Annotated in this window: 17 protein-coding genes and 1 riboswitch; of the genes, 8 read left to right on the forward strand and 9 right to left on the reverse strand. The window is 47.2% G+C overall.

Annotated elements, in window-relative coordinates; genetic code table 11:
- Window positions 1-9 precede the first annotated feature (9 nt).
- The 4 genes from ACES2C_RS16580 to mqnE form a co-directional block, all read right to left on the reverse strand.
- On the reverse strand, window positions 10-483 hold the full coding sequence (locus tag ACES2C_RS16580; RefSeq protein ID WP_374164184.1) for a PA2169 family four-helix-bundle protein: 474 nt from the start codon (window positions 481-483) through the stop codon (window positions 10-12).
- Between the two features lie 157 nt (window positions 484-640).
- Complete coding sequence (locus tag ACES2C_RS16585; RefSeq protein WP_374164185.1) at window positions 641-1,363, reverse strand: menaquinone biosynthetic enzyme MqnA/MqnD family protein; 723 nt, start codon at window positions 1,361-1,363, stop codon at window positions 641-643.
- Window positions 1,350-1,892 (reverse strand): histidine phosphatase family protein, encoded by a 543-nt coding sequence (locus ACES2C_RS16590; RefSeq protein ID WP_374166972.1) that lies wholly within the window; start codon window positions 1,890-1,892, stop codon window positions 1,350-1,352. Before ACES2C_RS16590 ends, ACES2C_RS16585 begins: the two co-directional genes overlap by 14 nt.
- 117 nt (window positions 1,893-2,009) lie before the next feature.
- Window positions 2,010-3,203: an aminofutalosine synthase MqnE gene (gene mqnE, locus ACES2C_RS16595; protein ID WP_374164186.1), complete on the reverse strand. Its 1,194-nt coding sequence runs from the start codon at window positions 3,201-3,203 to the stop codon at window positions 2,010-2,012.
- Between the two features lie 104 nt (window positions 3,204-3,307).
- Between mqnE and ACES2C_RS16600 the strand changes: the two genes are divergently transcribed.
- The 4 genes from ACES2C_RS16600 (at window position 3,308) to ACES2C_RS16615 (ending at window position 8,547) form a co-directional block, all read left to right on the forward strand.
- On the forward strand, window positions 3,308-4,429 hold the full coding sequence (locus tag ACES2C_RS16600; protein ID WP_374164187.1) for a PLP-dependent aspartate aminotransferase family protein: 1,122 nt from the start codon (window positions 3,308-3,310) through the stop codon (window positions 4,427-4,429).
- 157 nt (window positions 4,430-4,586) lie between these two features.
- Window positions 4,587-4,703, forward strand: a riboswitch (SAM riboswitch).
- A 235-nt stretch (window positions 4,704-4,938) separates the two neighbouring features.
- On the forward strand, window positions 4,939-6,246 hold the full coding sequence (locus tag ACES2C_RS16605; protein ID WP_374164188.1) for an O-acetylhomoserine aminocarboxypropyltransferase/cysteine synthase family protein: 1,308 nt from the start codon (window positions 4,939-4,941) through the stop codon (window positions 6,244-6,246).
- Window positions 6,247-6,298: 52 nt separating this feature from the next.
- Entirely contained in the window at window positions 6,299-7,357 is a 1,059-nt protein-coding gene (metX, locus tag ACES2C_RS16610; protein ID WP_374164189.1) for a homoserine O-acetyltransferase, read from the forward strand.
- A gap of 5 nt (window positions 7,358-7,362) precedes the next feature.
- Window positions 7,363-8,547, forward strand: coding sequence for a homoserine dehydrogenase (locus ACES2C_RS16615; RefSeq protein WP_374164190.1), 1,185 nt, complete (start codon window positions 7,363-7,365; stop codon window positions 8,545-8,547).
- 195 nt (window positions 8,548-8,742) lie between these two features.
- Here the strand turns inward: ACES2C_RS16615 and ACES2C_RS16620 are convergent, their stop codons facing one another.
- Genes ACES2C_RS16620 through ACES2C_RS16630 form a run of 3 tightly spaced genes read right to left on the reverse strand, consistent with a single transcriptional unit; the run spans window position 8,743 to window position 9,822 of the window.
- Window positions 8,743-8,916: a DNA-3-methyladenine glycosylase gene (locus tag ACES2C_RS16620; protein WP_374166973.1), complete on the reverse strand. Its 174-nt coding sequence runs from the start codon at window positions 8,914-8,916 to the stop codon at window positions 8,743-8,745.
- Window positions 8,838-9,353 carry a DNA-3-methyladenine glycosylase gene (locus ACES2C_RS16625; RefSeq protein ID WP_374164191.1) on the reverse strand — a complete coding sequence of 172 codons (516 nt, stop codon included), beginning with the start codon at window positions 9,351-9,353 and terminating at the stop codon, window positions 8,838-8,840. The genes ACES2C_RS16620 and ACES2C_RS16625 overlap by 79 nt, the downstream gene beginning before the upstream one ends.
- On the reverse strand, window positions 9,331-9,822 hold the full coding sequence (locus tag ACES2C_RS16630) for a GAF domain-containing protein (RefSeq protein ID WP_374164192.1): 492 nt from the start codon (window positions 9,820-9,822) through the stop codon (window positions 9,331-9,333). Before ACES2C_RS16630 ends, ACES2C_RS16625 begins: the two co-directional genes overlap by 23 nt.
- 145 nt (window positions 9,823-9,967) lie before the next feature.
- On the opposite strand from ACES2C_RS16630, the gene ACES2C_RS16635 reads away from it, so the two are divergent.
- Together ACES2C_RS16635 and ACES2C_RS16640 are read left to right on the forward strand one after the other, a co-directional pair.
- On the forward strand, window positions 9,968-12,142 hold the full coding sequence (locus tag ACES2C_RS16635; RefSeq protein ID WP_374164193.1) for a S46 family peptidase: 2,175 nt from the start codon (window positions 9,968-9,970) through the stop codon (window positions 12,140-12,142).
- Window positions 12,143-12,712: 570 nt separating this feature from the next.
- On the forward strand, window positions 12,713-14,014 hold the full coding sequence (locus ACES2C_RS16640) for a NosD domain-containing protein (protein ID WP_374164194.1): 1,302 nt from the start codon (window positions 12,713-12,715) through the stop codon (window positions 14,012-14,014).
- A 66-nt stretch (window positions 14,015-14,080) separates the two neighbouring features.
- Here ACES2C_RS16640 and ACES2C_RS16645 read toward each other — a convergent pair whose 3' ends face one another.
- A complete protein-coding gene (locus ACES2C_RS16645; RefSeq protein WP_374164195.1) occupies window positions 14,081-15,133 on the reverse strand; it encodes an agmatine/peptidylarginine deiminase in 1,053 nt (350 codons plus the stop codon).
- A 10-nt stretch (window positions 15,134-15,143) separates the two neighbouring features.
- Window positions 15,144-16,016 carry a carbon-nitrogen hydrolase gene (locus tag ACES2C_RS16650; protein ID WP_374164196.1) on the reverse strand — a complete coding sequence of 291 codons (873 nt, stop codon included), beginning with the start codon at window positions 16,014-16,016 and terminating at the stop codon, window positions 15,144-15,146.
- Between the two features lie 189 nt (window positions 16,017-16,205).
- Between ACES2C_RS16650 and cmoA the strand changes: the two genes are divergently transcribed.
- Both cmoA and ACES2C_RS16660 read left to right on the forward strand, forming a co-directional pair.
- Complete coding sequence (cmoA, locus tag ACES2C_RS16655) at window positions 16,206-16,976, forward strand: carboxy-S-adenosyl-L-methionine synthase CmoA (RefSeq protein WP_374164197.1); 771 nt, start codon at window positions 16,206-16,208, stop codon at window positions 16,974-16,976.
- A 1-nt stretch (window position 16,977) separates the two neighbouring features.
- Entirely contained in the window at window positions 16,978-17,700 is a 723-nt protein-coding gene (locus ACES2C_RS16660; protein WP_374164198.1) for an isoprenylcysteine carboxylmethyltransferase family protein, read from the forward strand.
- The last annotated feature ends 22 nt before the right edge of the window (window positions 17,701-17,722 follow it).

Here is a 17,722-nt window from a genome sequence, read left to right on the forward strand (position 1 = left end):
GCCAGTGTATTAGATGGACGGATCTTTCTTAAACAGATCGAAATAACGCTTGTCCAGGTCCATAAAAGCACGGTTGATCGTGTATCGCTGTCCGGACAGGAACGTCTTCATGTCGGTATCATTGAGCAGGTCGCCCTGCATCATGTCGTCGTAAGCATCCAGCACTGACTGGTCTCCATTGCGGCAGCTTTCAAGAACGGCCTGATCGTCTTTCTTCGTCATGGCGGTCTTGATACCCATCCATGACCGGTGAAGGCTGGCCATGAAGTCGGAGCCTGGCTCTTCAGCATGAACGCCATATCTGGCAATACGCTCGCGGAGTTCTTCGGCAAGCATCTCGCGCTCAGCAGCAAAACCCCGGAACAATTCTATGAACTCTTGCGAAGAAGCATGCTCTGCAGCCGTCTTGTAGCCCTCAGAGCTGTCCTCAACGAGTCGCAATAGTGTCTGTAGTTGTCGGGTATAATTTTCAGGATAATTCATAGTGTTAGCATTAAAGGTCGATATCTCTTTAACGCTAAGGTTTTGAAATGGTTTGAACAGGGCAGGCAGAGCTAAGCTGATAAAGAAAAAGCGAAGGGAGCCCCTCGCTTTTATTTAAAATATCTTATTTAACATAATGTTAATTATAAGTCAGATATTACAGTGCTTTTATAAGTTCATGGAATTTGGTGATGGCCTGGCGCTTTTCATTGGTGAGCGGATAATCAATGCGGTTTGTCAGGTAGTCGTGAAGATCAAAGTCTGCGCGTGGTTCAAGTTCTTTGACAACATCTTCGCGGCGGTCAATACCAAATTTAAGAACGTTATTGAACTCTTCAATGAAATCGTTACTTAATTTTTTATTGGATGCCCAGACGGCAAATGCGAACGGCAAGCCTGTGAATTTGATCCATTCTTCAGCGAGATCGTAGACAAACGGAAACTTGTCTTTTTTGCCGAAGGTTCGGTCGCCAATCTCGACAAAAGCATCTGCTTCGCCATCTTGTACAAACTGAACGGTTTTATTCCAGTAGTTCTTCAGCAAAACCTTAGCAAGGTTATTCGATGTGCGGGATTGTTTGTCGAGCCGCAGCGTGCGAATCTCAGTCACTGGTACATTTGAAAACACAAACACCGAATTAACGGGCCCGACGGCGCCGATACAGTAATCCGAAATAATATGATAATCAGGCACGGACAGCAACGCTGCAACCGGAACAAGTCCTATATCCGCCTTATCTTCAATTAGTTTGGTAGCGCAATCTGCAGGAACATCATAGGAAAGTTCAATCTTATTGAGAAAGTCGCCTGCATGCCTCAGGCCATAAGCAAATGGTTTTGTATTAGTGTATGATACTGCTGATACTCTAATCTTTTTCACAAAGTTCACTTAAATGATCGGTATTGTTTGACTCAAGGATATGAAAGTTTTCACCATCATATTTTACCTTATATAGTGTGGTGTTTGTATGGGGAAACTGCTCCATCTCACAGAGATCGCGGTTGGTCAGAAGGCACAGGAAAAGTCGCATTGCCCGGCCATGCATGCAGATGAGGATGGTTTTGGCGTCGTCGTTTTCAATCAGTTTCTCGAGGACTTCCAGTTGCCGCTCGCGTACTTCGATGGGACTTTCGCCCTTGTCGAATTTCAGATCAAGCTTACCGGCTGTCCAATCCAGCATCATCTGGTCGTAGGCCTGTTTAACTTCTTCTGAATTTTCCATGCCTTCGTAAATGCCCCAGGCCATTTCGTCAAGCCCGGCGAACTGTGTCCAGGGAATTCCCTTATCTATAAATTTCTGAATCGTTTGATGTGTTCTCTTTAATGTAGATGTATAGATCTTGTCGAATGGAACGTCTTTGTAGGTTTGGTAGAAAGCTTCTGCCTGTTGTTGTCCGAACTCGTTAATGTCTGTATCTACCCCCTGCCCTGAACCACTCCCCTTTTATTGAGGTCGGTTTGGGCATGGCGGATAATGTAAATTGTTTTCTCCATACCACTGAATCGCGGGAAACTGCTTTTAGTTTTAGTTGACGACCGGTAATTTATAAAATCTGGCAGGCTCTGCCTCTTCGAACTGCACGTCTTTATAGTCGGTAATGACGTTATAAAGTGTGTCGCGTTCGATGGGATGTCTCCCCACCTGCTTGATGAGCTCTACCAGCTCTTTTGTGCTCATAGCCGGGTTTTGTTCTTCTGCCCCTGCCATGGAGTAGATTTTGGTGGTATCGTCCAGTGTGCCGTCTATATCATCCACGCCGAAGTTGAGCGACAGCTGAGCGGTGCTTCTGCTGATCATTGCCCAATAGGCTTTAATATGGTCAAAGTTGTCGAGGTAGATCCTGGATATTGCGTAGTTGCGCAAGTCTTCTATGACTGAGACTTCAGGCACGTGCGACATCTGGTTGTCCTGATTGCGGAACTTCAGGGGAATAAAAGTTTGGAAGCCTCCGGTCCGGTCCTGCAGTTGCCTTAGTCTTTCCATGTGATCCACGCGGTGCCAGAATTCCTCGATATGGCCGTAAAGCATGGTCGCGTTTGAACGCTGACCGAGTTTATGCCACTCTTCGTGGATCTGCAGCCATTGTTCGGAAGTACATTTATCTTTCGCTATCTGGTTGCGGATGTCAGGGTGAAAGATCTCTGCACCGCCGCCGGGCATCGATTCCAGGCCTGCTTCCTTCATGAGCCGCATTCCGGTAGCATAATCTACTTTTGCTTTCTTAAAGATGTAGTGATACTCGACCGGGGTCAGTGCTTTAACGTGTAACTCAGGCCGGTGCTCGTGAATTTTTCTGAACAGCTCTGAATAGAACTGCATATCGTACTGCGGCAGCACCCCTCCCACAATGTGAACTTCAGTTACCGGCTGATTATCGTACTTTTTGACGATGTTTAGCATCTCCTCCATGGAGAGCTCCCATCCTTCCGTCCGCTGCTTAATCAGTCGCGAGTAGGAACAAAACTTACAGTCGTATACGCAGAGATTGGTGGGCTCTATATGGAAGTTTCGGTTAAAGTAGGTCTTATTGCCGTGCCGTTGTTCTCTGATGAAGTTGGCAAGTACACCGACATAAGCAAGTTCGCCTTTTTCGTACAAGGCTACCCCTTCATCAAAGGTGATCCTTTCCCCTGCCTGTACTTTAAGAGCGATCTCCCGAAGCTGGGGATCGAGGTTTTTATCTGATATTAACAGTGCTAAATCGTTCGCGGAATCCATTATGGCAAAAATACAATAAAGAAGGTATTTGCATTATCATTTTGTTGTAACATTGGTTGTTCTTGCTACCTTAGGGCTGGTAAATCCATAATTTTACGCGCAGTATGAGACCAGAAACGATAGCAATCCATTCAGGAAATACGTCCGATGCTTCCAGCAAAGCTGTAATTCAGCCTATTACCCTCTCCACAACATTTGAGCGGGGCGAAGACGGAGGATATCCGGGCGGCTATATTTATACAAGAGCGGAGAACCCTAACCGCAGCTCCCTTGAGCGGGTGATTGCTGCTCTCGAAGGAGGAGAAGATGCCGCCTCCTTTTCTTCGGGCAATGCTGCCGGATCTGCAGTTTTTCAGGCCCTTGGTCCGGGGAGCCATATCCTTGCCCCCGAAGATATGTACCATGGCTTGCGGAATTGCATCAATCAGGTTTACAAGGGAGTCATAGAGGCCGATTTCATTGATATGACTGATCTTAGCCTGGTGGAAAGGTCGATCCGCGCAAACACCCGGCTGATCTGGGTAGAAACGCCTTCGAACCCTCTACTAAAGATAAGCGATATCCGGGCGATTTGTGCCCTTGCAAAAGAGCGTGGAATTACGGTATGCTGCGATAATACATTTGCCACTCCCATGTTTCAGAAGCCGCTCGAACTCGGTGCTGATCTGGTCATGCATTCTGCAACCAAGTATTTCGGCGGTCACAGCGACGTGCTGGGCGGAGCACTGGTTACGAAGCAGAAGACAGAACTTTGGGAAAAGATCAGGAACGTTCAGTCGCTCTCAGGTGCAGTGCCGGCTCCTTTCGATTGCTACATGACAGTAAGAGGCATCAAGACGCTTCCCTATAGAATGCAGGGACATTATGCAAACGCGATGCGGCTGGCTGAATTCCTGCAGTCGCACCCGAAGGTCGAGAAGGTGTATTATCCGGGCCTTAAGGATCACGCGAATCATGAAGTAGCCGCCCGGCAGATGAGCGGCTTCGGAGGAATGCTCTCATTTCTTGTAGCAGGAAGTCCGGAAGATGCGCGAGGCGTTGCCAACCGGGTGACTTTATTTGCACAGGCAACAAGCCTTGGAGGCGTTGAAAGTCTGATTGAACACCGCGCTTCGGTAGAAGGTCCTGATACGAAAACTCCTTTTAATCTGCTGCGTGTTTCTGTAGGACTAGAACATATCGACGATCTGATAGAGGACCTGGATAAGGCCCTTCAATCCGTGTGACCTTACAGGGTGAGAACGGGATTCTCCCCTGAAATACACGAATTGCGGCTCTTTGCCTCGAACAATTGATAAAAAATTGGAAGTTTAAGCAGAAGCGTTTATATTTGCAACCGTTGATACTGCTATCAACACTGTCAAACACCCCTTAAAAGGTTTTGATTTATAAAGAAGCGGTGAGAGATCAGGCTCTGCGACCCGCTGACAACCTAACCGGAGCTAGTCCGGAAAAGGTGCCAAATCCTGTTCCCGAAGATAAGTCGGGAGAATATAAATTTTTAAAACCATGAGAAGATCTCCATTTAATCATTATCCTGCTGCAGGAAGTTTTTCCCTGCTATCCTCATCCTCTACCGCTTCAGGCTCATCTGAACGAATGTGTATGGCCCCCTGCTGTAGCACCTGCTGTTGCTAGCATTCCCCCTATTTGCGTTAATATTTAGCACTACGGGCTTTCCATGGCATAATGCCGCTGTATTCAATCAGATCATTCATTTAAAAAAATTACTTATATGTCATTACCGAAAAATCTAAAGTTTGAAACCTTACAAGTTCATGCCGGTCAGGAAGTAGATCCGACTACAGGGTCGAGAGCCGTGCCTCTTTATCAGACCTCGTCGTACGTCTTCACCAGCTCCGAACATGGCGCTAATCTTTTTGCTCTGAGGGAGTTTGGTAACATCTACACCCGTCTGATGAACCCCACGACAGACGTGTTCGAAAAGCGAATTGCTGCCCTGGAAGGCGGTGTGGCGGCGCTTGCTGTTTCGTCGGGACAGGCGGCGCAGTTTATTGCCCTGAATAACATCCTCTCGGCCGGAGAGAACTTTGTAACTACATCATTTCTTTATGGGGGGACTTATAATCAGTTTAAAGTTTCCTTTAAGAGGCTTGGGATCGAAGCCCGCTTTGCCAAGGGAGATGATCCCCAGAGTTTCGAGGAGCTGATTGACGACAAGACCAAGGCGCTCTATCTCGAGACGATCGGAAACCCCGGTTTTAACATACCCGACTTTGAGAAGTTTGCTCAGCTTGCCCAGAAGTACGATCTCCCCCTTATAGTGGATAATACCTTTGCTGCAGGAGGTTACCTTTTCAGGCCGCTTGAACACGGCGCTCATATCGTAGTTGAGTCTGCTACCAAATGGATTGGCGGGCATGGTACCAGTATTGGGGGCGTGATTGTAGACGGAGGAAACTACAACTGGGGAAATGGCAAGTTCCCTCAGTTTACGGAACCTTCCGAAGGATATCATGGTCTCGTTTTTAATGATGTGTTTGGCATCGGTGGCCCATTTGGGAACATCCAGTTCATCATCAGGGCTCGCGTAGAGGGCTTGCGCGACTTTGGGCCTGCTCCTTCCCCATTCAACTCCTTTCTCTTTATACAAGGACTGGAAACCCTGTCGCTGCGCGTACAGAGGCACGTTGACAATGCCCTTGAGCTTGCAAAATGGCTGGAGCAGCACCCGCAGGTGGAGAAGGTCCACTATCCGGGACTGGAAAGCAGTCCATATCACCAGCTGGCGCGGAAGTATTTGCGGAATGGCTTTGGTTCTGTCCTTTCTTTTGAAATAATGGGAGGAAAGGAAAAGGCCATTCACTTCGTCGATAAACTTGAGCTCACCAGTCACCTGGCGAACGTAGGTGATGCGAAGACGCTTATTATTCAGCCTTCGGCCACTACGCATCAGCAGCTGAGTGATCAGGAGCAGCTGGCCGCCGGGGTAACACCTTCCCTGTTGCGCGTGTCGGTGGGCATTGAACATATCGATGATATTAAAGCCGATTTCGAACAGGCTTTTGAAAAGATAAACTAATTTTTTTACCTCAGCCTGCATGAATTGTGACGAGCAGGAGTAGAAAAGGCGAATGAATAGTAAGAAATATAGCCATAAGAAGCCGGTTAAGCTGGAAAAGGGCGGCGAGCTGGCCGGAGTGGAGATCGCTTACCATACGTACGGAAAGCTGAATGAAAAGAAGGATAACGTGGTATGGGTATGCCATGCCCTGACCGCCAATGCTGATGTTTTCGACTGGTGGAAGGGCCTATTCGGAGAGAATGATCTGTTTAATCCGCGTGAGCATTTTATTGTGTGCGCCAATATTCTGGGTTCTCATTATGGAACAACCAACCCCTTGTCTGTTGATCCGGCTACCGGGGAGCCCTACTATTTAACGTTTCCGGAGTTCACTACCCGCGACATGGCCACCCTGCATCAGATACTGGCCGACCACCTCGAAATAGACGATATCAGTGTCCTGATTGGAGGGTCTTTGGGCGGGCAGCAGGCTATGGAATGGTCACTGGCACAGCCCGACCGCATTGACCGGCTAATATTGATTGCTACCAACGCGTTTCATTCGCCCTGGGGGATTGCTTTTAATGAGAGTCAGCGGCTGGCACTGGCCGCTGATCCTACCTTCCGGCTGGCAGATCCTGATGCGGGGAAAGCAGGATTGAAAGCTGCGCGAAGTATTGCCCTGCTGTCGTATCGGAATTATAATACGTACGGCATTTCACAGCAGGAAGTATCGAGTGAGAAAACCGATGATTTTAAGGCTTCTTCCTATCAGAATTACCAGGGAGAGAAACTCGTAAAGCGCTTTAATGCGCATAGTTACTGGTATTTAACTAAAGCAATGGATAGCCATAACATTGCGAGGGGTCGTGGTTTGCCGGAAGACGTTTTAAAGCGCATACAGGCACGAACACTGGTCATCGGAATAACCTCTGATCTTTTGTTTCCTCCCGCTGAGCAGGAGTTCCTTGCCCGGCATATTTCAGAGGCTTCTTATGTGGAGATCGACTCTTTCTACGGGCACGACGGATTTTTAATTGAGACAGAGATATTGACAAAAGAAATCGGTAATTTTTTGAAAAGCACAGCATACGGCAGCCAGGTGGTTGCCTTACACAAAATAGCATAGTACGAATGAGTAATAAGTTAACTATCGGGTTATTTGGTTTTGGCGTTGTGGGACAAGGCCTCAACGATATAATCCGCACGAAAGACCTGAATCTTGAAATAAAGAAAATTGCAATTAAGAATGCGGATAAAAAACGCAGTCTTCCTGCCGAACTTTTTACTACGGATGCCTCTCTGATTCTTAATGATCCGGAGATCAACACGGTAGTTGAGCTTATCAACGATACGGAGGCGGCTTTTGATATTGTATCAACTGCATTAAAGAACGGGAAGAACGTAGTTTCGGCAAGCAAGAAGATGATTGCGCTACATCTGGAGGAATTGCTTCACCTGCAGGAGCAGCATGGCACTTCTCTGCTCTATGAAGGTGCTGTTTGTGGCAGTATTCCAATCATCAGGAACCTGGAAGAATATTATGATAACGAACTGCTGTACTCGGTCAGAGGCATATTCAATGGCTCATCCAACTACATCTTGTCGAAGATATTTAATGAGAATCTTGACTATGGTACAGCTTTAAAGCAGGCTCAGGACCTGGGCTTCGCGGAGACAGACCCGATCTCTGACGTGGGTGGCTTTGATCCGAAATATAAGCTGGTCATTGCAGCTTCTCATGCTTATGGAATTATTACGCGGCCTGAGGATGTATTAAACATTGGTATTCAAACTCTCTCGGCCCGTGATATTCAGTATGCCAGAGAGAAAAACTATAAGATCAAGCTGGTGCCTACGGCTCTTGAGTTCGGCGAGCGTCAGGTGGTCCTGTATGTAATCCCGAAGCTGATCAGGGCAGAAGACTTTCTTTATAATGTAGAAAACGAGTACAACGGAGTGATCGTTCAGGCGGCCTTTGCGGATCAGCAGTTCTTCTTCGGGAAGGGTGCAGGAGGGCATCCTACTGGCTCAGCTGTGCTGTCTGATATCGCAGCCCTTCGTTATGGCTACAAATACGAATACAAGAAGTACCGGACCAACCGTGGTTTTGCTCAGTCTAACGACTATGTGCTCAATGTTTATCTGCGTTATGAAGATGAGCAGGTAATCGAGGCGCTTAAGTTCAGGGAGATCACCGAGCGGTTCTACGCTCCTGATTTCAAATATGTAATTGGAAAAGTTGAACTGACAAGCTTAATTGAGAACCAGTCGTTACTCAATAATGACGGCATTTTCATTGCGGAGCTGCCGCAGTAAAAGGATATATTTTTAAGTAGGTTATGTTTTTTGATTTAAAGAGGCCGTATCAAACGTGATTTCGGCCTCTTTTTCTTTGAAGTCATAAGCCCGTGCTAGTTTGTATTGGAACTATACTGCTGTTTACTCCTTCGCTTTATAATATCGAACCGAATTTCTTCGAAAACTGCGTCATGAAACAGCACCCCTTTTTTATTAGCGGCTGACGAACTTGTTCCCTTTTAAGGTGAAGCGCCAGGGAATGCTTTTATACGGCTCTTCAATGTTGAGTCCGATGCGGGCTGAGGCAATTATTTCTTCAGAAGATGGCTCCGATCCCCGGTCTTCAATCCAGATACTGTCGGAAACCAGTGATTCTCCGTTGTGAATTTTTTGAGCCCGAAGGCTTTTGCCAGGGCTCCGGGACCTTTGCATAGCCGCCTGTCATCGGTGTAGATCCCTCTTCTGCTTCGCATGTGCTCCACTCCTTCTGTTGGCTCTGCCGCACGGATCAATACTGCATGCGAGGAGTCTGCTTTGCCCGTCACCACGTTCAGCATGTCGTGAATTCCATAACAGATGTACATGTAGGCCACGCCGCCTTCCGAATACATGGTCTCATTACGGGCGGTCCGCCTGCCATTATAAGCATGAGAACCGCGATCTTCAGGTCCCCTGTATGCTTCTGTTTCAACGATCCGGCCGCCTGTAAGGATGCCGTCGATGCAGGTGACCAGGTGTTTTCCGATCAAGTCCCTCGCAATCCGGACTACGTCGTCCCGCAGGTAAAAGTCAATGGGAAGTTTATTGAAATGTGTAGCTGTCAAAATTCAAAAGATTAACGATCTTCTCGAGGTACTGCCTGTCAATCTCATCAAACTGATTCAGTTGTTCGCTGTCTACGTCGAGTACTGCGCAGACTTCTGAACCCTTGAACAGGGGCACTACGATTTCAGAGCGGGATAAAGAGCTGCAGGCGATATGTCCGGGAAAGGCATCGACGTCGGGCACAACAAGTGTTTCTTTTTGTTTCCAGGCGCTGCCGCACACTCCCTTCCCGAAGGCGATGCGTGTGCAGGCTACAGGACCCTGGAAGGGACCAAGTACCAGCTGCTCGCCCTTCACGAGGTAAAATCCGACCCAAAAGAATTTGAACTGTTCCTTAAGTGCTGCGCTAACATTACTCAGGTTTGCAATGAGGTCGTCTTCGCCGTCAAGCAAGGCCTGTATCTGGGGTAAAATAGATTCGTACTGTTGCTCTTTTGTACCGGTTGTGATCTGTAAGTCTTCTGCCATGGGGCAAAAATATTAAACTGAAAGCTAGATTTAAAGCAGATGACGCCTAATGACGCAATCATTACAGGAAATGCTGTATCAAATGTGTTGTACCGCTTTGATTCGTATGAATAATTTTAATTTTGCGTCATTCAATAGGACAAGAATGACATCAAAAAAGAAAACGTTACTTTTTACAGCTCTCTTAACTTTTATGATAGCCGGTTCGGCTTACAGACCGCCTGATGAGGGCATGTATCCGCTGAGCGAGCTGAAGAAGGTAAGCCTGAATAAGGCCGGCCTTAAGATCAGCATGAAGGATATTTATAATCCGGATAGTGTGAGCTTAGTTGATGCCCTGGTAAATGTTGGCGGGTGCACCGGCTCGTTTATTTCTGACGAAGGCCTTATCATAACGAATCATCACTGCGCGTTTAGTGCGGTTCAGCTGGCAAGCACGCCTGAGAACGACTACCTGAATAAGGGATTTACTGCCAGGAGCCGTGAGCAGGAGATAGAGGCAAAAGGTCTCACCTGCCGCATTACAGAAAGCTATGAGGACGTATCAGACAAGATCCTTGGGGTAACCAAGGGAGTGACAGACCCGGCAACGAGGATCAGGGTGATCAACGCGGAGATGAAGCGTCTGGCTGCCCAGGCAGAAGCGCAGGATCCGTCTATTAAGGCTGAAGTGTCTGAAATGTTTATCGGCAAGGCCTATGTCTTGTTTCGCTATAAGATCATTCAGGATGTCCGTTTGGTGTATGTTCCCAGCCGCAACGTAGGCGAATTTGGAGGAGAAACCGACAACTGGGTCTGGCCAAGACATACGGGCGACTTCTCCTTTATGAGGGCTTATGTGGCTCCCGACGGTTCAGCTGCTAAATACTCAAAGAATAATGTGCCGTACAAACCCAAAAAATTCCTGAGGGTCAATGCAAACGGAGTAAATGAGAATGACTTCGTCTTTATTCTCGGTTACCCGGGCCGCACCTTCCGGAACCGGCCTGCACAGTTTATCCAGTATCAGCAGGAGTATCTCCTCCCCTACGTTTCTAACTTATACGAATTTCAGAACAAGGCAATGGAAGATGCCGGGCGCAAGGATAAGGCGACCGAACTCCGTCTTGCTACCCGTATCAAGCGTAATGCGAACGTGCTCAAAAATTACAGGGGAAAGCTGAAGGGCTTGAACGGTCTTGAACTGACAGATCAAAAGCGACGCGAAGATGCCGACCTCGCTAACTATATTAACTCGAATGTTGAACTGAAGGAAAAATACGGCACCCTGATGTCTGATATTGACAATCTCTATAAAACTATCTATAGAGATGCGTTCCGCGAGATGTGGTTTACTCAAATCTATGGAAGCACGAGTCTTTTGAGCGTGGCAAGGCAGATCAATCTCTTTAAGGCAAGTATGAGTGCAAAACCGGTGTCTGAAAGGGCGCGGTTTTATACAGACAGTGTGGGCGTGCTGGAGCAGAAGCTCCGGACCTTGTATGAGAGTTTCGACATTGATGCCGACCGGACTATTTTCAGCCGGATGCTGTCTGACGCTTCTAAATTACCGGCAAGCCAGCGGGTAGCGGCCGTAGATAAAAAGGTGATGAAGGGGTTCAACGGGCAGGAACAGGTTGACAAGTTTGTCGACGCCACGCTTCAGTATACGCGACTGAAGGATCAGGCCTACGTGTTCAATACGCTGATGAAGTCGGCAGCACAGATGGGTTCTTACAATGATCCCCTTCTCGCTTTCGAGGCCGACCTCCGGAGTCAGATAGACGGGTTGAGGCAGGAACGCGAACGGCGGGATGGACTGCTGAACAAGCTCATGGGCGATTATGTAGCCGTAAAAGAAAAGTTCAGACAGAGGGACTTTATCCCCGATGCAAACAGTACCCTGCGGCTCACTTATGGTTATGTACGTGGCTATTCGCCTGCCGATGCCACTTATATGAAGCCATTTACTACCATACAAGGCGTCCTGGAAAAAGGGGCAACGGGAAACCCGGAATTCAAATATCCGCCGGTAATGAAGGAATTGTGGCAGAAGAAGGATTTCGGGCCCTTTGTGAAAAAGGAATTGAACGATGTACCGGTTGCATTCCTGTACAACCTCGATACGACTGGCGGTAATTCTGGTTCTCCTGTCATGAATGGCAATGGTGAGCTGATCGGGGTTAATTTTGACAGAGCCTACGAGGCCACAATAAACGACTATGCCTGGAACGAGAGTTACAGTCGTTCAATTGGGGTAGATATCCGGTATGTGTTATGGGTTGCTTCAAAAGTGGATAAAGCTGATTTTCTGCTTCGTGAAATTGGAGTTAAGCTCTAAAGCCTGGCACCGTACATGCAAAAGAGGCTGTCTACCAATTGGTGTGCAGCCTCTTTTGCATTTTATGATGTTCCGGTCAGCGCATTTTCAAATGACGTATTGACGGAGGCCTGTTCAGTCTTTTGTATTCTGCCAGTACCGGTTGTGTGCGCCATTGAGCGCACTCACTGCTTTGCAACAGTCCTTGATGAGTCGGATTCGATAGGTTGTTTGAGCGCGGACTGTTTGAGACAGGCCTCAGGGCGATCGCTTCGAGAAGTTGTACCGGCAACAGGAGGAACATTCTGCTTGCTTTCCGTCCGCACCTGAGGTTCGGTCATGTGAGTTCTTTTTAGCCTGACTTATTCGGTTTTACTTCTTTATAATGGTGGCGGTGCCAGTAAATGTAAAAGTTTCGTTTCCATGGCGATAAGTGATTAAACTGCGTAACATGTTAGGGAAAATCGCGTATACTGTTGACAAAAAACAAAGGTTGAGATACGCACCCAGCTCGTTATCGGGAGTGATAGCCTGGCAGGAATAGCAGAATCACGTTCCTAATGATGGTGCGACTCTTTTAATAGATTTACTATGAAATTATCAGTTCTTGTTCTCTTCTTATTTCTGCCCTTCAGCTTTTGCCTTGCGCAGACCAGTACAATTGTTTCAGTTAACGAAAAGGTGAATTTTGTCCGCCCTGAAGATTTCGGTGCGAATGCTTTCGACGATAAGGACGACTCTCCTGCTATTAACCAGGCCGTGGCCTATGCGATGAGGACGGAGGGTATTACAGCCATTAACTTCGGCGGAGGAAAATATATCATCGGCAGCGACATCAATGCTAATTATAAGGGCAAGGGTAATCTGGTTAGAAAGGGGATTCTTTTTAACGGTTCTAATTCAACTATTTTCTTAAAAGGCGGTCGCTTTAATATCCTGACCGACATCGTTTCGCAACAGGACACGAAGTTCTCTTTTAAGAATTTTTATTTTTATACCGACAACGTGTCTCGGCCTGATGGTATCTATGTAGAAGGTGCATGTTTCGTTGATATTTCCGACTGTATCTTTGAGCGCTGTGCCGTAGGAATTTGGATAAAGAGCTCCGGTATGAACAACATCAATAACTGTAAGTTCTGGGGATGCATGACGGGTGTAAGAACATATCGGGTGAGAGACACCTACATTGACAAATGCCACGCTTATGCCTGCGACTATGGATTCTATTTTGAAGGCGTAAACGACTCAGGCTCTGATGGAAATATTACGTTGTCAAATTCAGTAGCCAACGCCTGTAATCAGTCTAATATTACGTTTAATAAGGTTTATGCCCCTGTTATCACAGGTGTTACCGCTGAGCAATGTAAAAATAACCTCAAGGTGATATCGACCCAGTTCGGTACACTTGCAAACAGTTTCTTCGGACCTGCTCCTAACAGCGACTATGGGATGGAATTTGTGCAGAATGGAATGTCAAACGATTTCTGGACCATCTCAAACATTAATACCCAGGACCGGATCAAATTTGACGGCCTTCGTTCTTCGACCATCACTGGCCTTTCGGGCAAGCTGGTACGGAACACACGACAGAATCACGCTTTTCTATTCAGCAACTCGGCATTTCTGACGCTCTCAGGAGTAAACGTCCGGGAGATAGATACTCAATACTCTATGCTCTTCGAAACGAGCACAGAGTATATCACCGTCGGTCAGTTTCATTTAGACAAGCCTGTTATGTTAAGAGGTCAGACTTACTCCATAAAGAATGGTTTTATAAAAGGAGGTATTAAAACAGACTCGGGCAAGTATGGCAAGCTGATGAACCTGGAGTTTACAGACGATTCAATATGGAAGTCGGTTGTAGTACGTAACGGTCTGATCATGTACTTCTAAGGTTAAGGAAAGATTTGATAAAAAAAGGAGCAGAAACGCGGATGATGTTTCTGCTCCTTTTTGCTTTTATACAGCAGGTTCCTGCTGGCTGAGGCAGTGAAAACTGCCAAGACCCCAGATGATGTCGGTAGAATCAATTCCTGTTACCTCCCGGTCCGGGAAGCAGGACTGAATAATCGTAAGCGCTTTGTCGTCATTAGCGCACCGGTACGTGGGCACGATCACGTGCTTATTGCTGATGTAAAAGTTGGCGTAGGACGCGGGCAGGCGCATGTCGTCATAGACAACTGCATCCGGCATGGGGAGCTCTACAACATTCAATTGCTTCCCGTTTAAGAGACGCATCGACTTAAGCTCCCGCAGATTGTCTTGCAGCAGCTGATAGTTTTCATCGTCTTTTTTCGTCTCGATAACGGTTAGTACCGTATCTTCATTTACGAAGCGTACCGTGTCGTCTATGTGCCCGTCGGTGTCATCGCCTACAATGCCTTCTCCAACCCATAATACCTGTTCAACACCATAAAACTCGTTCAAATATTTTTCAATCTGATTCCGATTGAGATGTGGGTTACGGTTTTCGTTCAGCAGGCAGCATGTAGAGGTCAGCAAGGTACCGTTTCCATTGAATTCAACCGAGCCCCCTTCCATGACAATGCCAGGATGAAATACGGGGATATTATAATGAGCGCCGATCCTGGAGGGGATGACGTCATCAAGGTCGAAGGGCGGATACTTTCCTCCCCAGGCGTTATAGCCCCAGTCAACGATCACTTTTTTTATCTCAGCGAGAGGGTTTACCAAAAATGCTGGTCCGTGATCGCGGCACCAGGCGTCGTTGGTTGGATGAATGAAGAACTCAACCATGGAGAGGTCTGCGCCGGCATCCTTTAAGTGCGAAAGCGCAAAGGCTTTCATCTGCTCGTCGTTGACGTTGATCCTCACCTTTTCGCCGGAAGCAAGAACTTTTACAAACTCGCTGTACTTGCCGTAAATGGCATCAATTTTTCCTGGCCAGCTCGCTTCTTTATGTGGCCAGCTAAGCCAAGTAGCCTCATGCGGAGCCCATTCTGCAGGGAAGCGGTAGCCCAGGCTCCTGGGCGTTGCGTGTTCTGAAATCATGTGTACCTTCTTAGTCCTCGTCGATGTATCGTTTGGTGATCGGCTCGTAAGAGTCTATTCTTCTGTCGCGGAGAAAAGGCCAGTGTGTGCGGTAGCGGTCTGACTTGCTCAGGTCCAGTTCTTCTACGTGCACTTCTTCCTCCTGGTGAGAACCCTGATAAAGTACTGTTCCGAAGGGATTTGCGATAAATGACCCGCCCCAGAACTTCATGGGGCCTTCATCCCCTACCCGGTTAACGCTGACCACGTGAACGCCATTAGCTACTGCATGGCTTCTCTGAATGGTCTGCCAGGCATTATACTGCTCGGTGTTCGTGTCTACATCCTGTGAAGAAGCCCAGCCTATAGCGGTCGGGAAGAACAGGATCTCAGCGCCCATAAGAGAGGTTATGCGGGCTGCTTCAGGGTACCACTGATCCCAGCAGATCAGGACGCCGATGGTAGCGTAGCGCGTTTTAAATACTTTATATCCCATATCGCCCGGCGTGAAGTAGAACTTTTCATAATAGCCGGGGTCGTCTGGAATGTGCATCTTCCGGTATTTTCCAAGATAGCTGCCGTCGGCATCAAGAACAGCAGTGGTATTGTGATACAAGCCCTGAGTCCTTTTCTCAAACAGGGACGCGATGATGACCACGTTTAACTCCTTCGCTACTTCCGCCAGCGACGCGGTAGAAGGGCCAGGAATGCTTTCTGCAAGAAGAAAATTGCTGTAGTCTTCTACGTCACAAAAATACAGTGATGTGAAGAGCTCCTGCAAGCACACGATCTCTGCGCCTTTCTCTGCTGCTTCCCGGACTTTAACAATCGCTTTTGCGAGGTTTTCTTCTTTGCTCGCCGTGCAGCTCATTTGCACGATTCCGACTTTTACGTTCTGCTTCATTGCTCTTGATTGCTTCTATATAACTAGTTGAATGCTTATTCCCTATGAAATAAGCGGGCAAAGGTACTAAATTTTAAGGTGTTCGTCGCAAACCAGATTCTGATTGCAGCTCTATTGCTTAGATTAGAAGAAAGTTGTGACTGGAAGCAACAATTTACCTCATCAATAGTTTATAGTAAAATTTTAGATATGTTACCTAACTCAGAACCAATTAATTCGAATCTTCCCGACGAGCAGCGGGATAAGGTCTTCAGCGAGGAGATCACAAAAGTGTCCGACTTTAAGTTCGGGGCCAAAGTCGCAGGGGTGTTTGATGATATGGTAAGCCGCTCCGTGCCTTTTTATGGCGAGATGCAGCGCATGATATCTGAAATTGCCGCCGACCACGCACAAAAGAGGACGAATGTGTATGACCTGGGCTGCTCGACCGGAACAACCATGATAGGCATGAACACCACTGTAGATAACGACATTCGTTTTGTTGGTATCGACGAGTCATCTCAAATGCTTGAGAAATGCGATGAAAAGCTGAAGGAAGCCGGCTTTACCCGGCCCTACGAGCTTGTTGCCGAGAATATGCATGAGGGCTTTAAAGTTGAAAATGCTTCAGTTGTGGTGCTTTGTCTGACCCTTCAGTTCATCAGGCCGATTGCGCGCGAAAAAGTACTGAAAACTATTGTAGAAGGACTTGTTCCCGGGGGAGTTCTGATCCTGGTGGAAAAGATATTGGCGGAGGAGAGCCTGTTTAACAGGAATTTTATCAAATATTACTACGAAATGAAGCGGAGGAATCATTACAGCGAAATGGAGATTGCGCAGAAGAGAGAGGCGCTGGAGAATGTGCTGATTCCGTACAAGCTTAGCGAGAACATTCTGATGCTCCGGGAGTCTGGTTTCTCGCATTGTGAGGTGTTCTTTAAATGGTATAATTTCTCAGGCGTAGTAGCTATAAAAAATTAAGATGATCGCGATAGGAAACTTCTTTTTCAAATACCGCAACTTCCTTTTTATCTTTTTGTACCTCGCGCTCTTTATTCCTTCCCCTAAGGTGTTCAGGCCTGAGGCACTCGGTACTGCGTATTATTTATGGCCGATCGTTCTCGGCCTCCTGATAACCGTCTCCGGACAGCTAATTCGTGGATTAACTATAGGTCTGGCTTACATTGTACGCGGTGGCCGGGATAAAAAGGTATATGCTGATAAGCTGGTTACCGAAGGTGTCTTTAATCACTGCAGGAATCCCCTGTATGTGGGTAACATCCTGATGCTGCTGGGTGTCGGAATTTTATCCAATTCGCTTCTGTTCCTGGCCGTTTTTATGCCGCTCTTCCTCTTTATCTACCAGGCCATTGTTCTGGCAGAGGAGAATTTCTTAAGGAAGAAGTTCGGAGCCGACTTTTCTGCGTATTGCAGCAGGGTGAACAGGTGGCTGATCAAATTCAATGGACTGGGACAAACGATGAAAAGTATGCGCTTCAACGCAAAGCGCTGGGTACTGAAGGAATATAATACTCAGTATGTGTGGCTTGCGGGGATTGTGCTGCTCCTTTTGCTTAATTATCCTGAAGTAACAAGAGGAGATACAGGCCTGAGAAATACCCTGCTGACCGTTGCATTGGTTGTCGTAACCGCACTCTATCTCTTTGTGCGGTATCTTAAAAAGTCAGGTAAAATGGTCGACTAAACTTTTGTAAGCGTTTCAGAGA

The organism is Arcticibacter sp. MXS-1, assembly GCF_041902385.1.
GTDB lineage: Bacteria > Bacteroidota > Bacteroidia > Sphingobacteriales > Sphingobacteriaceae > Arcticibacter.